Below are 17,465 nucleotides of genomic sequence, written 5' to 3'. Positions count from 1 at the left end.
GTTCTCAATTTAATAATTAAGTGTTTAACCAGTTTTTTGGTGAAAGAGGAGTGATACATATCCGTCACTCCTCTTTTTGTTTTTTAAGTCAGTATACAACTTATGTTTTGAAATTTAACGCTATAATGAGTACCCCATTAAAGTACTATGCTAAATAGGAATTCAAATTAATGTTAAATAATGTACAAAAACTCACCTATTGTTAAATCAAAAAATACAAAGTTGATTCCCTATAATAGTTACGGTATAAACGTAATTGATTGATTGTAAGTATTTTATGACATCTTATTTTTTTGATTCTTATTGAAATGCTCTATATTTAAATCGTCAAAAGTCGAAATAATTCTTTCTGGAATTTAATTAAAATGAGGGTACGTGTTTTTGCCTCCAAACACGAATCCAAGAGTTACTTATGCTGAAAATTGGTCTAAAAGCGCACACACAATTAACCAAATTTCACACATATGAAAACAAATTTTTTTTATGCTGCACTCTTTATGTTTTGCAGTTTCGGCTTGCTCGCTCAGCAAGGAGCAAAAAAACCTAGCACAATAGGTAAAGCAGAGTACATGAGAGTGATACCTGCGTTATCAAAAATGGATAACATTATCTCAGCAAAAGGTTTAGAGCACGTAGCCCCACCGAAAAGAAGAGGAACTAATACTGTAGTTCCCGGAAAAGGACTTCCTTTAAATGGAGATCCATTAATGACTCAGCAGAAGAGTGTTAATCAAAGAGCTGCAATAGCGCCAACAGCTTCTTTTGATGCACACATAGGTACAGTGCTGAATGATGCTACAGGTGCAATTGGGCCTAATCATTATGTATATGCATTTAACTCTGGATTTGGTATTCTTGATAGATCCGGTAATGTATTACTTCCTGAAGCATCGTTAGGAACCATTTTTCCAGGTGAAACGCTTGGAGATCCTGTAGTAGTATACGATAACTATGCAGACAGATTCATTATTATGGAGTTTAGTAATACTCCTAATGGATTTTTAATAGCTGTCGGTCAGGGACCCGATCCTGTAAATGATGGATGGTTTACATATCGATTTAATACGGGTTCTTTCCCGGATTATGAAAAACTTTCTATTTGGAGCGATGGATACTATATTACTGCAAACAAAGATCAAAACAATCCAACTAGTAATGATGTAGTATTTGCTGTAGAAAGAGATAAGATGCTAATAGGAGATGCAAATGCACAATTAATAGGATTCCCTTTGCCAGGAGCATCAACTAACGGATTTTACAGTCCAGGTGGATCACACTCTACTGGGCCAAATTTACCGCCGGTTGGAGTAGGACATTCTATATTATACCTACAAGATGATAGCTGGTCAGGAGTATCTCAAGATCATATTAAAGTATGGACGACAGATGTAGATTGGGTAACTCCGGCAAACTCCACTATTTCGCAACCTCAAGAAGTAGTTACTACGCCATTTGATAGTGTATTTGATGGCGGATCTTTTCAAAACCTTGATGAACCAGGAAATGGACCGGATATAGATGCATTACAAGCAACAATGATGTATATGACAAACTATAGACGTTTTGGAACACATAATTCAATTGTATTAAATTTTGTGGTTGATCTTGATGGTACTGATAGTTTAGCTGGTATTCGTTGGTATGAATTAAGACAAACTAGTGATGGACAACCTTGGACAATTCATCAAGAAGGTACATATGTACAACCAGATGGGCTAAGTGCTTTTTGTGGTAGTATAGCACAAGATTCACAAGGTAATATTGGATTGGCCTATACAGTAGTTAGTACTAGTGTATTTACTTCCTTAAGATATACAGGAAGGTTGTCTACTGATCCATTAGGAACAATGACATTAGCAGAAGAAGTTTCTGCAGATGGTGATTCCCAAAATAATAGAGGAGATGGTCGTTATGGAGATTATGGTCAGATGACTATTGATCCTCTTGATGATTTAACTTTCTGGCATATTAGTGAATATATGAAAGGGCCTTCTCCTAATGTAAGAAGAAGTCATGTTGTAGCTTTTAAACTAGGAAGTGCTGTTCCGGATACAGAAGCTCCTACTACACCTGCAAATCTTGCAGCTTCTTCGACTACAGAGAATTCTACAACCCTTACTTGGGATGCTTCTACAGATAATGTTGGAGTAACTGGTTATGATGTTTATCAGGATGGAGCAGTAGTTGGTACAGCTACAGCAACTACGTTTGATGTAACAGGACTTACTGCTAATACATCATATGATTTCTTTGTAAGAGCAAAAGATGCTGCTGGTAATGAATCTGCAGCAAGTGCAACAATTACTGTTACTACTTTGGCTCCTGATACACAAGCTCCAACTGCACCAGCTAACTTAGCTGCTTCTGGAACAACAGACAAGCAAACCACATTAAACTGGGATGCTTCTACTGATAATGTAGGTGTTACAGAATATGATGTGTCTCAAGATGGTGTCGTTGTTGCTACAGTTACAGAAACGATGGCAACCATTACCGGATTAACTCAGTTGACAACATACACATTCTCTGTAACGGCAAAAGACGCCGCAGGAAATGTATCTGCAGCTAGTAATAGTATAGATGTTACAACATTAGAAAGTACTACAGGTCCAGGATGTTTAGATGGTTTAACAGCTCCTTACAGCGAAAGCTTTGAAAGTGGGTTAGGAGCCTGGACTCAAGATGCTAATGATGATCTTGATTGGACTAGAGATTCAAACGGAACTCCATCAAGAAATACAGGACCTTCGAGTGGTGCTGATGGTAGCTTTTATATGTATGTAGAAGCGTCAGGAAATGGAACAGGATATCCTAATAAAAGAGCGATTTTGAATTCTCCTTGTTTTGATCTTAATGATGCTACTTCAGCAGTAATTACATTCCAATTCCATATGTTCGGAGCTAATAACTTTGGTTCTTTAGATTTAGAAGCTAGTAATGATGAAGGTGCTACTTGGACTAGCATATGGAGTAGAAGTGGTAACCAGGGTAATTCTTGGCAAACAGCAAGTATTGATCTTGCGGCATATTTAGGATCTGGATTACAGTTAAGATTTAATAGACTTACTGGTGGTACCTGGAGAGCAGATGCTGCTATTGACGATGTGCAAGTTTCTGCAGATGGAGGTACTGGTGGTAACTGTGCTGCTTCAGACCTTACACTTAGTATTACTTTGGATAACTATCCAGAAGAAACTTCTTGGACATTAGTAGATGGAGGTGGAACAACTGTTGCTTCAGAGAGTTATTCTAGTGCAAATCCAGATGGATCTACGGTTACAGAAAATATAAATGGATTAGCTGCAGGGTCATATACATTTACTATTTCAGATTCATTTGGAGATGGAATTTGCTGTGGATTTGGTAATGGTTCTTATACATTGTCAAGTGCTAACGGAACTATCGTTTCGGGTGGAGAATTCTCATCTTCAGAAGCTACAGATTTCTGTGTAGGAGGTTCTGAAGCTAGATTAGATACTTATGAATTAAGTGATGCAAATAGTGATGTGTTTAAATTATATCCAATACCAACTGGTGAAATTCTAAACGTATCTGTAGGCGATAAAACTATTCAAAGTGTAGAAATTTTCTCTATGTACGGTCAATTAGTTCGTACAATTGATAATCAAGGAACAAAACAACAAATCAATGTTAGTGACTTATCTGCAGGACAGTATTTTGTAAGATTTACGGCAGAAGAACTTATTGTAACTAAAAGTTTTGTTAAAAAATAGTGATAAGCATGTTTTGAAATAGCTTATAATCAAATAATGCTGATACAAACCTGGTGAGTTAATTAACTCACCAGGTTTCTTTATTTTAAAAGGTTCTGGATGGTGTCTCAGTAATTATATTATTTTTGTTGAAAAAGTACTTAGGAATACCAAAATGATTCATAAATCTACCATAGATGCTGTTTTTGAAACTGCTCGATTAGAGGAAGTAATAGGAGATTTTGTGCAATTAAAAAAAGCAGGAAGTAACTTTAAGGGGTTAAGTCCTTTTAGTGACGAACGGACTCCATCTTTTATGGTTTCTCCGGTAAAACAAATCTGGAAAGATTTTTCTAGCGGAAAAGGAGGAAATGTTGTTGCCTTTTTGATGGAACATGAACACTTTACGTATCCGGAAGCGATTAAATATCTTGCCAAAAAATATAATATTGAAATAGAGGAGACAGAGCGTACAGATGAGCAAAAACAACAAGCTGATGAGCGGGAAAGTATGTATTTGGTTAGTGAATTTGCAAGTACATTTTTTCAAAACTCTCTTCTTAAAACAGAGAGAGGCAAAGCTATTGGACTTACATATTTTAAAGAAAGAGGCTTTACTGACGAAACTATAAAAAAATTCAGTTTAGGCTACTCACCAGATGTATGGGATGCTCTAACCAATGAGGCTATTAAAAAAGGATACCAATTACAGTATCTTGAAAAAACGGGTCTTACTATAGTTAAAGAAGAGAAACAATTTGATCGTTTTAAAGGTCGAGTTATGTTTCCTATTCAATCAATGTCTGGAAGAGTTCTTGGATTTGGAGGAAGGATTTTAACTAATGAAAAAAAAGCTGCTAAATATCTTAATTCTCCAGAAAGTGATATTTATCATAAAAGTAAGGTTTTATATGGTATCTATCATGCTAAACAATCGATAGCCAAAGAGGATAATTGTTATTTGGTAGAAGGGTATACAGATGTTATACAATTTTATCAAACCGGTGTTAAAAATGTTGTTTCTTCTTCAGGAACGGCATTGACTTCAGATCAAATTAGGCTTATTAGTAGGTTGACTAAAAATATTACAGTACTATTTGACGGTGATGCCGCTGGTATGAGAGCTTCTATTAGAGGGATAGATCTTATACTCGAGCAAGGAATGAATGTTAAAGTATGTGGATTTCCGGATGGAGAAGACCCTGATAGTTTTGCAAAACAAAACACTTTTGAAGAACTTACTTTATACCTTCAAGAGAATTCTCAGGATTTTATTAGTTTCAAAGCATCTCTTCTTCAAAAGGAGTCTAAAAATGACCCTGTAAAAAAAGCAGAATTAGTAAGAGATATGGTGACCAGTATCTCTAAGATTCCTGATGTTATCAAACGTGAGATCTATGTGCAAGAATGCTCTCGTATTATGGATATCTCAGAAGATGTATTATTTAATACTTTGGCACAAATACGAAATGTAGATAATAAAGATCAACGTAAACAACAGAAGGAACAAAACAAAAAATCACTGGAAGTTGTAAAGGGCGAAACAAAAAAATCACCAAAAGTAAACAGGCAGTATGTATTAGAACGTTATATAATAAAAGTTTTATTGGTGTATGGGGTTAGAGAAGAAGAGTTTGAAGATTTAATAATGAAAGAGAATGAAGATGGAGAGCTTATTTTAGAACCAGAAATACATAAAATAAAAGTTTTTGAGAAAATTTTTTTGGATTTACAGGATGATGAAATTGAATTTACCAATCAGGTTTTTAAAGATGTTTATACGATATTAATTGAAGAGTTAAACCAAGCTTCTGATTTTAAAATTGAAAGCTTTATTAATAAGATCCCTCCAGAAATAGCCTCAGAGATCACAGAAATTATCATGACAGAAGAGCGTTATGAACTACATAGGTGGTCAGATCAGGAAATTCACGTAAAACAGAAAACAGATTCAATACCAGAGCATGTAAGTAACATCATATTAAGCTTAAGAGGATTTTTAATAGATCAAAAAATAAATGAGCTTTCACAAGAAGTGAAAGCCCAAGATATTGAAAATACGATGCATGTTCTAGAGGATATTCGAGATTATCAAACTCTAAAAAAATTACTTTATCAAAAACTAAACCGCGTGGTTTAGCTAATATGTAGCAATCTAGATTGATGAATCAAATCTGCAAGATTGTCTACTTTAAGCTTCTTTAATAGCCTGGTTTTGTAGGTGCTTACAGTTTTTTCATTAATAGATAGAGTGCTGGCAATATCTTTATTTCTCTTACCAGAAGATAGAAGATTAAGTACTTCTATCTCACGAGAAGATAGTTTCTTATATTTTACGACCATATTGTTCTCACTGGCATTACCATTGGCTAGCTGTTGAGTCAAATTGTCGTTAAGATAAATACCACCTCGAGCAACACGCTCGATAGCTTTTCTAAGGGTCTTTGTGGGGACTGTCTTGGACAAATAAGCAGAAGCACCAGCTTTAATAGCACTTAGCGCATACATTTCTTCAGGATGAGAGCTAAAAATAATAACTTTAATCCCGGTAAATTCTTTCTTAATTGTCCTTAATGCCATTATACCATTGATTTGAGGTAAATCTAGTTCCATGATGAGTACATCTGGGGTGTTGGCTTTCAAAATATCATACATCTCATTTCCGTTACTTACCTTCCCAACAATCTCATAGTCTTCTGAGTTGCGAAGTAAAGAAACGATCCCTTTCCTTGTAATTGGATGATGATCAGCGATTAATACGGTTGTCATTCTTGTTTACGATTGTTTTTGTTAGTTTAATTTTTAACAGATTAACATCTCTAAGTTAGGGGTAATTGATATCTTACCTGCAAAATTACTAAGAACTAATCCTCATCAACTTTTTTTTATCAATTTATCGATAAAATGTCAATTATAATAGACTAACGGGTATATTACATACCGGAATTGGAGTCATTTTGTGTTGGTTTACGGTATTTAGCCTATAAAAAATCCTAAAAACCTCCTGTTGTCTACCCTCAAAATCATCAACAAGCTTTCCTTGTTCTTTCATTTTCATGGCCCATTCTAACTCATCATAACTAGCACCAATTTGATCTTCGTCACTTCTGCTGTCGCCAAATAGACCATCAGTAGGAGCTGCTTCTTGAATAGAGATAGGTACCATTAATGCCTTGCTTATTTCATACACTTGACTTTTTAGCAAATCGGCAATCGGACTCAAATCAACTCCACCATCTCCATATTTTGTATAAAAGCCTACGCCAAAATCTTCTACCTTATTACCCGTGCCAGCTACCAAATATTTATACAGACCAGCAAAGTAATATAATGTGGTCATTCTTAAACGAGCTCTTGTATTGGCAAGCGATAAATCAAGTTGTGAGCTTGGTGTAGATCCTGGAACAGAAGATTTGAATCCTTCAAATACAGGAGTAAGATCAACTCTGGTGTCTGTAACGTTTGGAAAACGTTGTTTTAGTTGAGCAATGTGTTCTTGGGCACGTGTTACCTGGCTTTGAGCTTGATGAATAGGCATTTCTACACAAAGTGTTTTTAAGCCGGTTTTAGCGCATAAAGAAGAAGTAACAGCACTATCGATTCCACCGCTTACTCCAACCACAAAACCATCAATATTGGCTTTTGTAGCATAATCTTTTAACCAATTTACGATATGATCAATTACTTTTTCAGTTTGCATTACTAGTTTTTTTTAAGTTATGTTGTAGCTTTTGATAGAGTTTTCTTTGTAAAAAGACATTTTAAACCCCACAGCTAATTTATTTATCTTTGCGGGGATAAAATTAATAAAAAAAGATTGCGTTCTATAGCAATGAGAATTTTTTGAAAAGATGTTATAAGTTGAAAAAGAAAAGTATTAAATTTTTAAAAATTACTGCATTATTTTGTTTAATGCTATCCTGTGCAGGAGAGAGTAAGTTAGAAAAAGAAATAGCAGCAATACCTGTTAATCTAGATGTAGAGCGTTTTGACTTCTTGTTTGGTAACCTAACCTCTGAGAACTTGCCAAAGCTAAAAGAGCATTATCCTTTCTTGTTTCCTCAAAGATATGCAGATAGTATCTGGATCAATAAATCTAGAGATACTATACAATTAGAAATAAATAAAGAGGTAGAAAAGGCGTTTCCAGATTTAAAAAAAGAAGAAGATCAATTACAGGAATTATTGCAGCACATTATTTATTACTTTCCAGAAGTTACGGTGCCACGTATAATTACAATAACATCGGATGTAGATTATAGAAATAAGGTGGTCTTATCTGACAATTTATTGATAATTTCATTAGATACCTATTTAGGGAAAGAACATCATTTTTATGATGGAATTCAAAAATATATAAAGCGTAATTTTATTAAGGAGCAGATTATGCCAGATATTGCGACTATTTACGCCAAACAATTAGTAGAATTACCTAGAGATAGGACATTTTTATCTAATATGATATATTATGGGAAAGAACTGTATTTGAAAAACCTCTTCTTACCTAATCTTTCTAGTGCTCAAAAAATGGGGTATACAAATGATCAATACGCTTGGGTTGAGGCCAATGAAGAACAGATATGGAGGTATTTTGTAGATAAACAATTGTTGTATAATACAAACAGTGAATTATTACCTAGATTTTTATATCCGGCTCCTTTTTCTAAGTTTTACTTAGAAGAAATAGATAAAGAAGCTCCAGATAAAGTAGGTCAATACATAGGATGGAGAATTGTTTCTTCTTATATGAAAAATAACAATGTATCTTTGCGGCAATTATTATTGGCTGATGCCGAAACAATTTTTAATACATCAAAATATAAACCTGCGAGATAATGGCGAGTGTGCATAAATCAGAAATTAAAATCGATATAGAATTAGACGAAAATCGTATTCCAGAACAGCTTAATTGGACAGCAAAAGATGGTGGCGTGGAGAATGAAGATACCAAAGCCATATTGTTGTCTGTTTGGGATAGTAAAAATAAAGAAAGTCTTCGTATCGATTTGTGGACCAAAGATATGCCTGTAGACGAAATGAAAATATTTTTTCATCAGACTCTTGTCTCTATGAGTGATACATTTAATCGTGCCACACAAGATGAGAAGATGACAGCTACGATGAAGGATTTCTGTGACTATTTTGCAGAGAAATTAGAGCTTAAAAGAGAATAAGATATATAGTTAACAAGTTAAGAAACAAACAGTTTTTTGGCTTAGTTGTAGATATAGATTGCAGTTTTGAAAAAGACCCTTGTTTTTGTGTATAATGCTAAATCTGGTTTCTGGAATAAATCAATAGATATAGCTCATAAGATAATAAGTCCGTCTACATATTCCTGTAGTTTATGTCGATTGACACATGGGAATTTTTCTGAAAAAAAAGCTTGGAAAGATTTTAGAAAAAATACATTACAGGATGTTGTTTTCATTTATAAGGATGAGTATTTAAATAAATATTCTAGATACTTTAATGAAAAAGAAGAACTTGAGTATCCTTTTATTTTACAACATCAGAAAAATAATGAATATGAAGTTCTTGTAACTTCAAAAGAACTTTCTGAGCTAAGTTCTATAGATCAATTGATACTAATGCTTAGGAAGAAAATTTCTTAAGAATCTTTTAATTCATTATTAATATCGTTGATGTAATTGAGAACATCATCTTTCCCTAATCCAGAAGAGGAAGAGGTGATGAAATATTTTGGCATTTCTTCCCAGTACTTTAACATCTCTTCAATATAATTATTGATCTGGATAGGTAGTTTGTTTTTTGTGAGTTTGTCTGCTTTGGTGAAAACAATGCAAAAAGGAATTTGGTGTTCACCTAGCCACTGCATGAATTCAAGATCTATTTTTTGCGGTTCATGTCTGCAATCAACCAGAACAAAAGCACATACTAATTGCGTTCTTTTTGAAAAGTAGGATGTGATAAATTTTTGAAATACTTTTTTAGCAGATTTTGATACCCTAGCATATCCATATCCAGGAAGATCAACCAAAAACCAATTTTTGTTAATAATAAAATGGTTGATTAACTGTGTTTTACCTGGTCTTCCTGAAGTTTTTGCAAGACTTTTACGGTTGGTAAGCATGTTTATCAAAGAAGATTTACCTACGTTAGATCTTCCTATAAAAGCATATTCAGGAAGTCTGTCTTTGGGGCATTTGGCAACATCGCTGTTACTCATTACAAATTCAGCGTTGTTAATCTTCATAATGATAATTGTAGTTAGAAGTTACGTTGTCGTAACCAGTTGTGCAATAATTCGTTAAATTCCTCTGGGTGTTCCATCATAGCTGCATGTCCACACTTGTCAATCCAATAAAGATCAGAGTCAGGTAACAATCTATTAAAATCATCTGCAACTTCGGGAGGAGTGACATTGTCATCTTTACCCCAAATAATACAGGTGGGTGTTTTCATGTTTGGTAGATCTTTGGCCATGTTATGACGTATTGCACTTTTTGCAATAGCTAAAGTTCTAATCAATTTATTACGATCGTTGACTGTTTCGTATACTTCATCAACAATTTCCTTAGTTGCTATTTCAGGATCGTAGAATACATTTTCAGCTTTTGCTTTAATATAATCATAATCACCTCTTTTTGGATAGCTCTCACCCATGGCACTTTCGTACAATCCAGAACTTCCGGTGATAACTAATCCTTTTACTTTTTCAGGAAACATTTTAGTGCATAAAAGAGCTATATGACCTCCAAGAGAATTGCCTAAAAGAATTACTTCTTTGTCTCCGTAACCTAAATGTTCAATAAAATCTTTTAGGTACTTGGCGTACGTACTTACTTTTGTTTTTATTAAAGGTAACGTATAAACAGGTAGTTCAGGAATTAATACTTTATACCCGTGTTTAGGAAAGTATGAACTCACACCATTAAAATTGCTTAAACCACCCATCAGTCCATGTAAAATGATGATTGGTGTACCTTCCCCTAAATCCAGATAACTAAATTTTCCGTCTTTTTTTAATTCGTGCTTCATTAATACTTCTTACAAGAATTAAAAGCAAATATAGCATTTTCATAATTAGTTTTAAGTTTTTTTGTCAATACTCCTGAATGATTTTTTATAATTCTTTTCCCAATCAATTATTTATGCCTCTAATACATTAAAACCGAGTTTTTATGGGTGTTGTTGTATCACCTTGATACACAAAAAATTAAATTTTTTATTCGTCTTAGAAATACTTTTTTGAAGATAACTTATTAACAATGTGGTAGATTGTGGTAAAAAGTGGTAATTTTTTCAATATATTTGACTAATTAAACACATAGGGAAAGAAAGTGGTAAACCTGATAGGTACATACGAATGTAAGGCAGACGCTAAGGGACGTCTCATGATGCCTGTTGCTTTTAAAAAGCAACTTTCGCCAGTACTTCAAGATGGGTTTGTGTTAAAAAGAGCTGTTTTTCAGTCATGTTTGGAGTTGTATCCCATGGAGGAATGGAATCTTTTAATGCAAAAAATAAATAAACTAAACCGCTTCAAGAAAAAGAACAACGATTTTATTAGAAGGTTTACTGCTGGTGTGAAGATAGTAGAGATAGATGCTGCGGGTCGTCTTTTGATTCCAAAAGACTTAATAAGCTTTGCAGGTATTACCAAAGAATTGGTTCTGTCTTCAGCAGTTAATATTATTGAAATTTGGGACAAAGATCAATATGAGAAAGCAATTGATGATGCAGCTGTGGATTTTGGAGATCTGGCTGAAGAAGTAATGGGATTTGACGATGACGAAGATGGAGTATCATAACCCAGTTTTATTAAAAGAAACTGTTGACGGATTGGCTATAAAACCTGATGGGGTTTATGTAGATGTAACATTTGGTGGTGGAGGTCATTCCAAGGAAATTCTTACAAGGTTAGGGCCAAATGGGAAACTATTTGCGTTTGATCAGGATCAAGATGCTTTGGATAACGCGATTGCAGATGATCGATTTACACTGATTAATGAAAACTTTAGATTCATTAAAAGGTTTCTTCGATTTTATGGTGTTAGAAAAGTTGATGGTATTCTTGGAGATTTTGGAGTTTCGTCACATCAGTTTGATGTAGCAGAAAGAGGATTCTCTACTCGTTTTGAAGCAGATTTAGATATGAGAATGAATCAAAGCGGAGCATTATCAGCCTATAATGTGATTAATGATTATGACGAAGCGGATCTAAAAACAATGTTTTTACAATATGGAGAGTTAAGAAATGCTCCAAAACTGGCAAGAGCAATTGTAGGAGCTCGAAAACCTGAACCTATTAAAACTAGTGTGGAATTGAAAGAGGTGTTAAAACCATTTTTACCAAAGCACAAAGAGCATAAGATTTTGGCACAGATTTATCAAGCGATTCGGATTGAAGTAAATCAGGAAATAGAAGTATTGAAAGAATTTTTGTTACAAACATCAGGAATGTTAGATGAAAAAGGAAGAATCAGTTTGATTTCTTATCACTCTCTTGAGGACAGGTTAGTTAAAAGGTTTATTAGAAGTGGAATGTTTGAAGGAGAGCCAGAAAAAGATTTATATGGCAATATCTCCGTGCCATTTAAGAAAGTAGGAAAATTGATAGTTCCAACTGCAGAAGAAATAGCAGTAAATAATAGAGCGCGAAGTGCAAAACTAAGAATCGCAGAAAAGATCTAAATATAAATAGGAATGGTTGTCATTTTTAAGTGACAATAAAGAGAAAAATGAAGCAGACAATATATGACATATTAAAAGGTAAGTTTCTAATTGCAGATGATGCAATGAAAAACTGGAGAATGCTTTTGTTTTTGTCTTTTCTGGCGATCATTATGATAGCGAGTTCTCATAACGCCGAAAGTAAAGTTCATGAAATAGCAAAATTAAATAACGAAGTAAGAGAGTTAAGAACCCAATTTGTAGATGGTAGAACAGAATTAATGCAATTAAAAATGGAGTCTTCGGTGATTGAAAAAATGACTAAAAAAGGAATAAAACAACCAACAAAGCCTCCAAAAAAGATAATAGTAAAGAATTAATAGTTGGCAATAAAAGAAAAAAACATATTAAACCGATTGTATTTTATCGCAGGGTGTATGTTCATCTTTGCTATCGCTGTTGGTGTGAAGTTAATAAACATACAGTTTGTTGAAGGGGATATGTATCGTAAAAAAGGTCAGGAACGGGTTTTTAAAACCTTTGATATTCCTGCCAATCGCGGTAATCTTTATGATAGTAAAGGTAATTTGCTAGCTACCTCAGTACCTAAGTATGATATTAGGTTTGATGCGGTAACTGTAACAGATAAAGACTTTAGAGAGCATATTAAACCTCTTTGTGAGGCTCTTTCAAAAGAATTCAATAAGCCTGTTTCCTATTATAATAAAATGATAAGAAATGCAAGGTCTAATAAAAATAGGTATTTACTCATTCGAAGAAATTTAGGATATTCTCAATATATGAGAGTTAAAGAGTTCCCTTTGTTTGAGTACGGAGCAAATCGTGGAGGTTTAATTGTTGAACAACGTACAGTTAGAGAGCATCCAATAGGTAAAATAGCAGAACGCACGGTTGGATATGAACGTAGAGATGATCAAGGGTATTATACCAGAGTTGGTTTAGAAGGTGCATATGGAGGTTTTCTGAGAGGAAGAGATGGAAAGCGCAAGAAACAAAAAATTGCTAAAAATCAATGGAAACCTATCGGCGATGATAATGAAGTAGAGCCTAGAGATGGGTATGATGTAGTATCTACTATTGATGTGAATATTCAGGATATTGCGCACCATGCTTTGTTAGCACAATTAGAACATTTTGAAGCAGAGCATGGAACCGTTGTAGTAATGGAGACAAAAACCGGAGAGATAAAAGCGATTTCAAATTTGGGAAGAACCAAAGCCGGTAAATATTATGAAAAACTGAATTATGCGGTTGGAGAATCTCACGAACCAGGGTCTACATTTAAATTAATGACAATGGTTGCGGCACTCGAAGACAGAGCTATAGACTCTAGTTATGTTGTGGACACAGAGAACGGAAGGGTGAAGTTTTATGATAGAACGGTAAAAGATTCCAGATGGGGAGGATACGGAAAAATCTCTGCGGCCAAAGCTTTTGAGATTTCTTCGAATACAGCCTTTGCAAAGATTATTAATGAAAAATATAAAGATAACCCAGAGAAATTTGTTGATCGATTAATCAATATGGGATTAGCAGAAAGATTGGGTTTATCTATTAAAGGAGAAGGAGTACCAAAAATACCTTATCCAGGAGATAAAAATTGGTATGGTACAACCTTGCCCTGGATGGCACACGGCTATGGTGTAGCCCTTACTCCATTGCAGACATTAGCATTTTATAATGCAATTGCTAATGATGGAGAAATGGTTAAACCTAGGTTTATCAAAGAAGTTAAAGCTTGGGATAGAACCAAAGAACGGTTTGATAAAGAGGTGCTTAATCCTACAATTTGTTCTAAAGAGACGGCAAAAATTGTTCAGGAAATGATGAAAAATGTAGTGAGAAGAGGGACAGCTGATAATATTGATACAGATAACTTTTTAATAGCAGGAAAAACCGGGACCTGTTGGGGTAATTATGGTAAGGACAAAGAAAGAGAATACATAGCGTCATTTGCAGGGTATTTTCCAGCAGATAACCCAAAGTATTCTTGTATTGTGGTAATTCATAAGCCAAATAAAGAAAAGGGGTATTATGGTAATGTTGTAGCAGCACCAGTATTTAAAACGATTGCCATGAAAATCTATAATGATATACCAGTAATAGATGAGGTTTCTGCAGAGGTAAAAGAAAGTGTTTTGGTTGCCAAAAGTTATAACGGTTACTACCAGAAAGCACAAAAATATAAAACAATTATGCCTAATGTTAAAGGGATGCCCGCAATGGATGTAATCTCATTGTTGGAGAATATGGGATTAAAGGTAGAAGTAAAAGGGTCAGGAAGAGTAAAAAAACAATCTATAGAACCTGGAACTAAAGTACAAATAAATCAAACTATCAGATTAGAATTATCGTGACCGAGTTAAAAGACATTCTTTATAAAGTTGCAATTAATGCAGTAATTGGTAATACAAAAACAGGTATTAACAAGATAGAGTTCGATTCTAGAAAAATCGAACAGAATGACTTGTTTGTTGCTGTTAAAGGAACTGTATCCGATGGTCATGATTTTATTGAAAAAGCTATAAATCAGGGTGCAATTGCGATAATATGTGAAAAAACACCAGATATTACTGTAGACGGTATAACATATGTTGAAGTAGAAGATGCGCAATCTGCGTTGGCAATGACCGCTTCTAATTATTATGATTCTCCTTCAGATAACTTAAAATTAATAGGTGTTACAGGAACTAATGGTAAAACTACCATAGCTACATTGTTGTATCAACTTTTTAAGAAAGCTGGTTTTAAAGTAGGCTTATTGTCTACTGTAAAGGTTTTGATTGATACTACCGAATATAAAGCAACACATACTACGCCAGATTCTATAGCGATTAACAGGTATTTGCACGAAATGAATGAGGCAGGTGTAGAATATTGTTTTATGGAAGTAAGTTCTCACGGAATTCACCAAAAACGAACAGAAGGACTTGTATTTGCAGGTGGGATTTTTACAAACCTCTCTCATGATCATTTGGATTACCACAATACATTCAAAGAATATAGAGATGTGAAAAAGGAGTTTTTTGACCAATTACCTCCCAAAGCATTCGCTTTAATAAATAAAGATGATAAAAATGGAAGCTTTATGCTTCAAAATACAAAAGCAAAGCAATACAGTTATGCATTAAAATCGTATGCTGATTTTAGAGGGCAAATATTAGAAAATAGCTTAGGAGGATTGTTGCTAAAGCTTAACGATCATGAAGTCTGGACTAAACTTATCGGAAGTTTTAATGCTTATAACCTGTTAGCAATTTTTGGTACAGCAGAGTTGTTGGGTCTTGAATCTATAGAAACACTTAGGTTATTGAGTGATCTTCAAAGCGTCAGCGGTAGATTTCAATATCTAATCTCAGAAAGCAAGATTACTGCAATAGTAGATTATGCACATACACCTGATGCGTTAAAAAATGTGTTAGAAACGATTAACGATATCAGAACTAATAATGAAACATTGATCACAGTAGTTGGATGTGGTGGAGATAGAGATAAAATGAAACGCCCTGTTATGGGTAATATTGCTGCAAAACTTAGTAATAAAGTGGTTTTTACAAGTGATAATCCTAGAACTGAGAAACCGGAACAAATTATTGAAGACATTGAAAAAGGAGTAGAGCCTCAAGATTATAAAAAAACATTATCAATTACCGATAGAAAACAAGCTATTAAAACAGCCTGTCAGCTAGCAGAAAAAGATGATATCATACTTATAGCAGGAAAAGGTCATGAAACCTATCAGGAGATTCATGGAGAACGAATAGATTTTAATGATTTTGAAATTGTTAAAGAAGAACTAAATAAACTAAACAAGTAAAAAGATACGATGTTATACTATCTGTTTGAATATTTGGAAAGCGAGTACCAGTTCCCTGGAGCATCACTATTTCAGTTTATCACGTTTAGAGCAGCCATGGCAATTATATTGTCTCTATTGATTTCAACGATTTATGGTAAACGAATCATTGGTTTTCTGAGAAGAAAACAAATGGGCGAAAGTATTCGTGAATTAGGATTAGAAGGACAAGCCGAAAAAGCAGGAACTCCTACTATGGGAGGTGTAATTATTATTTTGGCAACCTTAGTACCAGTATTGTTATTTGCCAAGTTGGATAATATCTACGTGATCCTATTGATTGTCACTACAATATGGATGGGGATAATTGGTTTTACCGATGATTTTTTAAAAATAAAGAGAAAAGATAAAGAAGGATTAGCAGGAAAATTTAAGGTGATAGGTCAGATTGGACTTGGACTTATCGTTGGATGCACCATGTATTTTCATAATGATATAACGATCAAAGAAGAGAAGGTTAAATCAGAAACAGAGCAGGTAGCAAATGTAGAAGGAGAATCAGAATTCAATCCTGCGATAAAATCTACAAAAACAACAATTCCTTTTTTTAAAAATAACGAGTTCGAGTATTCTAGTTTGATTACTTGGATTAGTCCAGAATTGGCAAAATATGCTTGGATAATATTTATTCCGATTGTGATTTTTATTGTAACAGCAGTTTCAAACGGAGCAAATCTTACAGATGGGATAGATGGATTGGCGGCAGGGTCATCGGCAATTATGGTGTTGACATTAGCATTGTTTGCTTGGGTATCGGGTAACATTATTTTTTCTGATTACTTAAATGTCATGTATATCCCTAATTCTGGAGAAATGACCATTTATATTGCTGCATTCGCCGGAGCATTAGTTGGCTTTTTGTGGTACAACACCTATCCGGCACAAGTATTTATGGGAGATACAGGTAGTCTTACCATAGGAGGGATTATTGCTGTGATTGCTATCGCAATTCGTAAAGAGTTTTTGATACCAATTCTTTGCGGGATATTTTTTATAGAAACATTATCCGTGATGATCCAGGTGAGTTGGTTTAAGTATACCAGAAAAAAATATGGAGAAGGAAGAAGAGTGTTTCTGATGTCACCATTACATCATCATTATCAAAAGAAAGGAATCCATGAAAGTAAGATTGTTGCTAGATTTTGGATTGTTGGGATTGTTCTAGCAATTATCGCAGTAGTGACTTTGAAGGTTAGATAATTATAAAATGAGCTTTAATAATTAAAGTAAGTAACAGA

At 34.2% G+C, this 17,465-nt stretch carries 15 protein-coding genes; 11 read left to right on the top strand and 4 right to left on the bottom strand.

The annotated features are described in order from the left end of the window. Positions 1 to 464 precede the first annotated feature (464 nt). Together U0D62_RS12765 and dnaG are read left to right on the top strand one after the other, a co-directional pair. Entirely contained in the window at positions 465 to 3,734 is a 3,270-nt protein-coding gene (locus tag U0D62_RS12765; RefSeq protein ID WP_322287690.1) for a fibronectin type III domain-containing protein, read from the top strand. A 154-nt stretch (positions 3,735 to 3,888) separates the two neighbouring features. Next, on the top strand, positions 3,889 to 5,853 hold the full coding sequence (gene dnaG, locus U0D62_RS12760; protein ID WP_322287689.1) for a DNA primase: 1,965 nt from the start codon (positions 3,889 to 3,891) through the stop codon (positions 5,851 to 5,853). On the opposite strand, the gene U0D62_RS12755 is transcribed toward dnaG, so the two are convergent. Then, positions 5,850 to 6,482: a response regulator transcription factor gene (locus tag U0D62_RS12755; protein ID WP_322287688.1), complete on the bottom strand. Its 633-nt coding sequence runs from the start codon at positions 6,480 to 6,482 to the stop codon at positions 5,850 to 5,852. The genes dnaG and U0D62_RS12755 overlap by 4 nt on opposite strands. Before the next feature lie 142 nt (positions 6,483 to 6,624). Then, the gene (nadE, locus tag U0D62_RS12750; protein ID WP_322287687.1) at positions 6,625 to 7,413 is read right to left on the bottom strand and encodes an NAD(+) synthase; all 789 of its coding nucleotides are present in this window, start codon (positions 7,411 to 7,413) and stop codon (positions 6,625 to 6,627) included. 212 nt (positions 7,414 to 7,625) lie between these two features. Here nadE and gldB point away from each other — a divergent pair, with 212 nt between their 5' ends. The 3 genes from gldB to U0D62_RS12735 all read left to right on the top strand — a co-directional run bounded on the left by gldB (position 7,626) and on the right by U0D62_RS12735 (position 9,328). Next, the gene (gldB, locus tag U0D62_RS12745; RefSeq protein WP_463428670.1) at positions 7,626 to 8,549 is read left to right on the top strand and encodes a gliding motility lipoprotein GldB; all 924 of its coding nucleotides are present in this window, start codon (positions 7,626 to 7,628) and stop codon (positions 8,547 to 8,549) included. Beyond that, the gene (gene gldC, locus U0D62_RS12740; protein ID WP_322287685.1) at positions 8,549 to 8,887 is read left to right on the top strand and encodes a gliding motility protein GldC; all 339 of its coding nucleotides are present in this window, start codon (positions 8,549 to 8,551) and stop codon (positions 8,885 to 8,887) included. The genes gldB and gldC overlap by 1 nt, the downstream gene beginning before the upstream one ends. Positions 8,888 to 8,953: 66 nt before the next feature. Next, positions 8,954 to 9,328: a GTPase gene (locus tag U0D62_RS12735; protein WP_322287684.1), complete on the top strand. Its 375-nt coding sequence runs from the start codon at positions 8,954 to 8,956 to the stop codon at positions 9,326 to 9,328. Here the strand turns inward: U0D62_RS12735 and yihA are convergent. Both yihA and U0D62_RS12725 read right to left on the bottom strand, forming a co-directional pair. Further along, positions 9,325 to 9,930, bottom strand: coding sequence for a ribosome biogenesis GTP-binding protein YihA/YsxC (gene yihA / locus U0D62_RS12730; protein ID WP_322287683.1), 606 nt, complete (start codon positions 9,928 to 9,930; stop codon positions 9,325 to 9,327). The genes U0D62_RS12735 and yihA overlap by 4 nt on opposite strands. A 14-nt stretch (positions 9,931 to 9,944) precedes the next feature. Continuing rightward, positions 9,945 to 10,715 carry an alpha/beta fold hydrolase gene (locus tag U0D62_RS12725; protein ID WP_322287682.1) on the bottom strand — a complete coding sequence of 257 codons (771 nt, stop codon included), beginning with the start codon at positions 10,713 to 10,715 and terminating at the stop codon, positions 9,945 to 9,947. Between the two features lie 302 nt (positions 10,716 to 11,017). Between U0D62_RS12725 and mraZ the strand changes: the two genes are divergently transcribed. From mraZ to mraY, 6 genes are read left to right on the top strand one after another with little or no spacing between them, the layout of a single operon-like run. Next, complete coding sequence (gene mraZ, locus U0D62_RS12720; RefSeq protein ID WP_322287681.1) at positions 11,018 to 11,488, top strand: division/cell wall cluster transcriptional repressor MraZ; 471 nt, start codon at positions 11,018 to 11,020, stop codon at positions 11,486 to 11,488. Next, the gene (gene rsmH, locus U0D62_RS12715) at positions 11,475 to 12,371 is read left to right on the top strand and encodes a 16S rRNA (cytosine(1402)-N(4))-methyltransferase RsmH (protein WP_322287680.1); all 897 of its coding nucleotides are present in this window, start codon (positions 11,475 to 11,477) and stop codon (positions 12,369 to 12,371) included. The genes mraZ and rsmH overlap by 14 nt, the downstream gene beginning before the upstream one ends. Positions 12,372 to 12,418: 47 nt before the next feature. Beyond that, positions 12,419 to 12,730, top strand: a complete 312-nt coding sequence (locus U0D62_RS12710) for an FtsL-like putative cell division protein (RefSeq protein WP_322287679.1) — start codon at positions 12,419 to 12,421, stop codon at positions 12,728 to 12,730. Positions 12,731 to 12,733: 3 nt separating this feature from the next. Next, positions 12,734 to 14,728: a penicillin-binding protein gene (locus tag U0D62_RS12705; RefSeq protein WP_322287678.1), complete on the top strand. Its 1,995-nt coding sequence runs from the start codon at positions 12,734 to 12,736 to the stop codon at positions 14,726 to 14,728. Next, complete coding sequence (locus U0D62_RS12700; protein WP_322287677.1) at positions 14,725 to 16,188, top strand: UDP-N-acetylmuramoyl-L-alanyl-D-glutamate--2,6-diaminopimelate ligase; 1,464 nt, start codon at positions 14,725 to 14,727, stop codon at positions 16,186 to 16,188. The genes U0D62_RS12705 and U0D62_RS12700 overlap by 4 nt, the downstream gene beginning before the upstream one ends. A 9-nt stretch (positions 16,189 to 16,197) precedes the next feature. After that, a complete protein-coding gene (gene mraY / locus U0D62_RS12695) occupies positions 16,198 to 17,427 on the top strand; it encodes a phospho-N-acetylmuramoyl-pentapeptide-transferase (protein ID WP_322287676.1) in 1,230 nt (409 codons plus the stop codon). Positions 17,428 to 17,465: the final 38 nt, after the last annotated feature.

The sequence above is a fragment of the Aquimarina callyspongiae genome, assembly GCF_034322225.1.
In the GTDB taxonomy this organism is placed as follows: Bacteria; Bacteroidota; Bacteroidia; order Flavobacteriales; family Flavobacteriaceae; genus Aquimarina.
Note: the sequence above shows the minus strand (reverse complement) of the source record. Positions and strands in the feature narration are given on the sequence as shown.

Coding starts and splice junctions, on each gene's coding strand:
- U0D62_RS12725 (WP_322287682.1), bottom strand. CDS start 10,715: ATGAAGCACGAATTAAAAAAAGACGGAAAATTTAGTTATCTGGATTTA.
- gldC (WP_322287685.1), top strand. CDS start 8,549: ATGGCGAGTGTGCATAAATCAGAAATTAAAATCGATATAGAATTAGAC.
- mraY (WP_322287676.1), top strand. CDS start 16,198: ATGTTATACTATCTGTTTGAATATTTGGAAAGCGAGTACCAGTTCCCT.
- nadE (WP_322287687.1), bottom strand. CDS start 7,413: ATGCAAACTGAAAAAGTAATTGATCATATCGTAAATTGGTTAAAAGAT.
- dnaG (WP_322287689.1), top strand. CDS start 3,889: ATGATTCATAAATCTACCATAGATGCTGTTTTTGAAACTGCTCGATTA.
- rsmH (WP_322287680.1), top strand. CDS start 11,475: ATGGAGTATCATAACCCAGTTTTATTAAAAGAAACTGTTGACGGATTG.
- U0D62_RS12710 (WP_322287679.1), top strand. CDS start 12,419: ATGAAGCAGACAATATATGACATATTAAAAGGTAAGTTTCTAATTGCA.
- U0D62_RS12765 (WP_322287690.1), top strand. CDS start 465: ATGAAAACAAATTTTTTTTATGCTGCACTCTTTATGTTTTGCAGTTTC.
- gldB (WP_463428670.1), top strand. CDS start 7,626: ATGCTATCCTGTGCAGGAGAGAGTAAGTTAGAAAAAGAAATAGCAGCA.
- yihA (WP_322287683.1), bottom strand. CDS start 9,930: ATGAAGATTAACAACGCTGAATTTGTAATGAGTAACAGCGATGTTGCC.
- U0D62_RS12755 (WP_322287688.1), bottom strand. CDS start 6,482: ATGACAACCGTATTAATCGCTGATCATCATCCAATTACAAGGAAAGGG.